Here is a 3,637-nt window from a genome sequence, read left to right as displayed (position 1 = left end):
GTCCTCACCTATGTACTGGGAACAGACAAAGTAATAAACATTCTCAGGTTGCGTTACAGCTATAATGTTAACTTTTATCGGAAGCCAGCGTTGCTTTCAATTACATCCCTATGCCCCACACGGGCTCCGTACACCCCACGAGTTACAAAAACCACCCAAGTGGGAAAAAAGGTCATTAAACCTCTTCTGCTCTTGAATTATAAACTCATACGTCACTTTACTTTTTACTGTCACTGAGACATAACCTGAATCGCCCCCTTCTTCCATAAGCTCATCATCTGGTTCTATAAAATGTGCATCAGGTAATTTTTCTAAAATGGCGTCTCGCTGACCTTTATTTAATGGCCAAGACGCAAAGTCAATATTAAACTCAACTTCATGCACAGCGCTGAAGTCAAAGTTTCTTTCCTCTAACAAACGCAGTACATCTGCGTCGGAATCAGTCGGCCAACTATTTTTCTCTATCATTAATGAAATCTCTTGTCTTTTAATGCTCTGCAAAATAACACACATGACAATCATTTGCATTCACACTCGCATTTTGATTACTGCAGATTTCGATATCAATGACCCACCTGTATATCGATTCAAGCGCATTTTATTAAATACGAAAAACCAAAAAGCCACCAACATAAAGTATTAAATATCAGACAACTAGCTATAACTTCTAGTCTCAACTGGCAAAGCCGTTCACATTTAGTTTTAATCTAATCAGAACAAACTCGCAATGGCGGCGCCAACCTATTTCTATACTCCATAATAAAGTAACTGAAGCATACCTTCGCTCTAAAGTCTTGCAATGTCCTACGTAACCCATCTTTGTATAATCTCCAATTTATACAGCTAACTGAGCTCATCCCGTCAAAAGTATTGTTTTCATTATCAAAACCTTCCTTTTATTGGTTTTATTTTATTTTACAACAAACAAATGTTCTCGCACACGAATTTAACATTCGTGACTTTTAAGATAATAAAGTGTATTTTGCCCCTGTAATTTTTTAAAATAATAAAAACCAAACACTTAACTGTATTGCCAAAATAATGAAAGGAAGCAAGGAAACGATATGAGTTATATCGCAGACACCAGTGCGCAAGATACAACAATAAAAAAATCCCGCTCACTAAAGAAGTTGATTGTGCCAGTTTTTGGCGTCGTTATCGCAGCAGTCATATTTTATCTATTTATACTTCCGCCAATCATCAATTGGACAAAAGGCACAAGTGCCGTACACAAAGAGAAGTTTAATATTGCGACTGTTGAACAAGGCCTATTTGTTAGAGACCTTTCAGTACAAGGCAAGGTCACTGCGGCGCGTCGACCTACATTATACAGCCCCGCACAAGGTACCGTAACGTACTTAGTTGAAGCAGGCGACAGCGTCATGTCACAACAAACGGTTGCCATCATCGATAGCCCCGAATTAAAGAGTGAATATAATCAACAACAAGCAAATTTGATTAGACTAAAAAATCAACTTGAACGTGAAAAGATTCAGGTAAAGAAGTCAAATTTAGAACAAGAGAACCAAATTGGTCAGGCACAAGTCGCACTCAATGCAGCTAAAAGAGAAATGCGACGCGCTAACGAAGCCATGAAAAATAAAGTGATCAGTGACATTGATTATCAAAAAGCCAGTGATGATTTACAAAATGCCAAGCGTGAATATGAACACGCAGTAAAAGAAGTTGAATTGGTAAAAGAAAGTCAGAAATTTGAAATTAAAACCCGTGAATTAGAGTTGCAATCTCAACAAGTCAAAGTGACTGAATTAAAACGTCAGGTTGATGGTTTAAAGGTCACATCACCTGTGACGGGTCTAGTAGGAAATTTAAATGCACAACAAAAAAACTCCGTGGCTAAAAACCAATCTCTTTTGAGTATTGTTGACTTATCTGAATACGAACTCGAAGTGCAAATCCCTGAAAGTTATGCGGATGACCTCGCCTTAGGCATGGAGGCCGAAATTACCCTCAACCAAAGCATGTATCAAGGTGGATTAGTCGCCATATCTCCCGAAATCACTCAAGGGCGTGTTCAAGGTAAAGTACGTTTTAAAGACTCGAATTTAACTGGACTGAGACAGAACCAACGCTTAACAACGCGGATTATTCTAGAACGCAAACATAATATTCAATACCTCCCTAGAGGTCAGTTCTTAAAAACCTATAACGGGCAATTTGCTTATGTTGTAACCGATAATTCAGCAGTTAAAACCGCCATAAAAATAGGCTCACGTAGTCTAGGCAAAGTAGAAGTGATATCTGGCTTAAAAACAGGTGATACTGTGGTGATATCTGATTCAGATATTTTCAAAGACGCACCAAGCGTACGTATTTTACAATAAAAAGGAATAGTAATGTTAAAAATGAAGAGTTTATCAAAAGCGTTTGTAACGGATGCAATAAAAACGCAAGCACTTCACCCATTTGATCTCACTATAGAACAAGGCGAATTTGTCAGTATTATTGGTCCTTCAGGTTCAGGGAAAACAACCTTTTTGAATATTGCAGGGTTATTAGAAGAACACTCCGACGGTTTATATGAGCTGGATGGGCAGAATGTCGCTCAGTTTACCGATAAAAAAAAATCCGCCTATCGAAATGAAAAAATTGGTTTTGTATTTCAAAGCTTTAACCTCATACCGGAGCTAAACCTCTACGATAACGTTGACATGCCTTTACGCTATAGAAAGTTTAACCGTGATGAGCGGCACAAACGCATTATGCAAGCACTTGAGCAAGTCGGATTAGCGGGACGAAAGAGTCATTACCCTACACAACTCTCTGGAGGTCAACAACAGCGTGTTGCGATTGCTCGCGCTATAGCAGGTACTCTTTCCGTTATTCTCGCAGATGAACCAACGGGTAATTTAGACTCTAAAATGGCTGAAGGCATTATGACCTTACTGAAAGACATCAATGCAGCTGGCACAAGTATCATCATGGTGACCCATGATAATGCACAGGCAGCTCAGGCTAACCGCATAGTACAAATTAAAGACGGTCACCTATCTGAATACACACACAATAAAAAAGCCATCGCGTAAGGGCATAACATGTATTCTTATTACTTCAAGCTCGCCCTGCTCAGCTTGCGTAAAACGCCATTACTAAGCCTTTTAATGGTGATAATGATCGCGATTGGCATTGGTGCAACCATGACCACCTATACTGTCAGCTACATGATGTCTCAGGATCCTATCCCAAATAAAAGTGCAAACCTATATCAGGTTCAACTAGACAGTTTGGATTACGAGTTTGCTGATGGCGATACATTGCCTATCACTATCTCATATCAAGACGTCCAAGCATTATTAAAATCTGACATACCAAAAAACCACGTTGCACTGAGTGCCATTCAAGAAGAGATCCGCCATATAAATAACAAAGATATAGAACCTAGAAGCTTGGAAGTTCGCTCAACTACCAGCGACTTCTTCAATATGTTTGAAGTTCCCTTTTTGTTTGGCGCAGGGTGGAGCGAACAAGATGGCAAAGATGCTGCCCAAGTTGCCGTGCTATCCAAAGAAACTAACACTTGGCTTTTTAATGGTGAAAACTCGGTTGGCAAAACATTTTATTTCGGTAAAGACACGTATCGTGTCATTGGTGTATTAGACGATTGGAACCCCTTACC

The 3,637-nt window shown here is 39.3% G+C and carries 4 protein-coding genes; 3 read left to right on the top strand and 1 reads right to left on the bottom strand.

Going from position 1 to position 3,637, the window contains the following annotated elements; genetic code table 11:
- Nucleotides 1-108 precede the first annotated feature (108 nt).
- On the bottom strand, nucleotides 109-468 hold the full coding sequence (locus J8L97_RS22455) for a ribonuclease E inhibitor RraB (protein WP_211052931.1): 360 nt from the start codon (nucleotides 466-468) through the stop codon (nucleotides 109-111).
- 596 nt (nucleotides 469-1,064) lie between these two features.
- Between J8L97_RS22455 and J8L97_RS22450 the strand changes: the two genes are divergently transcribed.
- The 3 genes from J8L97_RS22450 to J8L97_RS22440 form a co-directional block, all read left to right on the top strand.
- Nucleotides 1,065-2,345 carry an efflux RND transporter periplasmic adaptor subunit gene (locus J8L97_RS22450; protein ID WP_211052929.1) on the top strand — a complete coding sequence of 427 codons (1,281 nt, stop codon included), beginning with the start codon at nucleotides 1,065-1,067 and terminating at the stop codon, nucleotides 2,343-2,345.
- A 12-nt stretch (nucleotides 2,346-2,357) separates the two neighbouring features.
- Nucleotides 2,358-3,047: an ABC transporter ATP-binding protein gene (locus tag J8L97_RS22445; protein WP_211052927.1), complete on the top strand. Its 690-nt coding sequence runs from the start codon at nucleotides 2,358-2,360 to the stop codon at nucleotides 3,045-3,047.
- A 9-nt stretch (nucleotides 3,048-3,056) separates the two neighbouring features.
- Nucleotides 3,057-3,637: ABC transporter permease (locus tag J8L97_RS22440; protein WP_211052925.1), on the top strand; the 581-nt coding region annotated here is incomplete at its 3' end.

Source organism: Pseudoalteromonas sp. MMG012 (assembly GCF_018100875.1).
Classification (GTDB): Bacteria; Pseudomonadota; Gammaproteobacteria; order Enterobacterales; family Alteromonadaceae; genus Pseudoalteromonas; species Pseudoalteromonas aurantia.
The sequence above is the reverse complement of the archived record's forward strand: the minus strand, read 5'-3'. Positions and strand labels throughout refer to the sequence as shown.